This window comes from Roseibium sp. RKSG952, assembly GCF_009711355.1.
In genome coordinates, this window is record NZ_SMMF01000368.1 from 1 (window position 1) to 736 (window position 736).

Genomic DNA, 736 nt, shown 5'->3' on the forward strand with positions numbered 1-736 from the left:
CGATGAGAGCTGTTGCGTGAGGCTGGCTTCATTGCCATCCACTTTTGACGACACGCTGGTGAGACTCTGCGCCTGAGACGTCAGCGTATCGTTGATGTTTGAGACACTGGTATTCAGGGAGGTGATCGCACCCGCATGGCCGCTCGTCCGGTCGTCCAGTCCATCGATCTCCGACTGTATGGACGTGATGCGAGAGCCATATGTTTCCAACGTGTTTTCGGTTTGCGTGGTCCGCAGCTCCACGGCATCTATGGCACGCGTGGCAGCATTCCCGACCTGCGCCAGATCCGCCGTGATCCGGCTTACTTCCGCCTCGTTTTCCCCGATGCGGACATTTGACTGATGGATCGACACAGCCAACCGGCTGTCGGCATTCTGCCGCTCAACGTTGCCGGATAAAAGATCTAGCAGGCTCTGTGCAACGTCCCTATTCCGGTCACCCTCCACCGCCGTCAGCGCCTCGGTCAGCCGAGTCTCCTGACCGCCAATACTCTCCCCCAGCCGAAGAAATTCGGCACTGTGATCGGTTGTCGTCGTCTCCAGCCGCTCGGCCAGTGTCGCGACCGTAGACAGTTTCCCGTCAATCACCTCGACCTGTGTTTCAATCCCCTGAAACGCCAGCGCCGTGGATGATTGCAGTTGCGAAAACAGCGTGAGCGAGTAATTCGAAACCGAACTGACGCCCTCGACAATTTGCGTAGAAAGGGACTGCGCGGTAATCGCGATCTGGCTGTCA

At 57.9% G+C, this 736-nt stretch carries 1 protein-coding gene; it reads right to left on the reverse strand.

Translation table 11 applies throughout. The features are described 5' to 3' along the window. A partial coding sequence (locus E1297_RS48890; RefSeq protein ID WP_209015558.1) for a hypothetical protein occupies window positions 1-736 on the reverse strand: 736 nt, incomplete at both ends.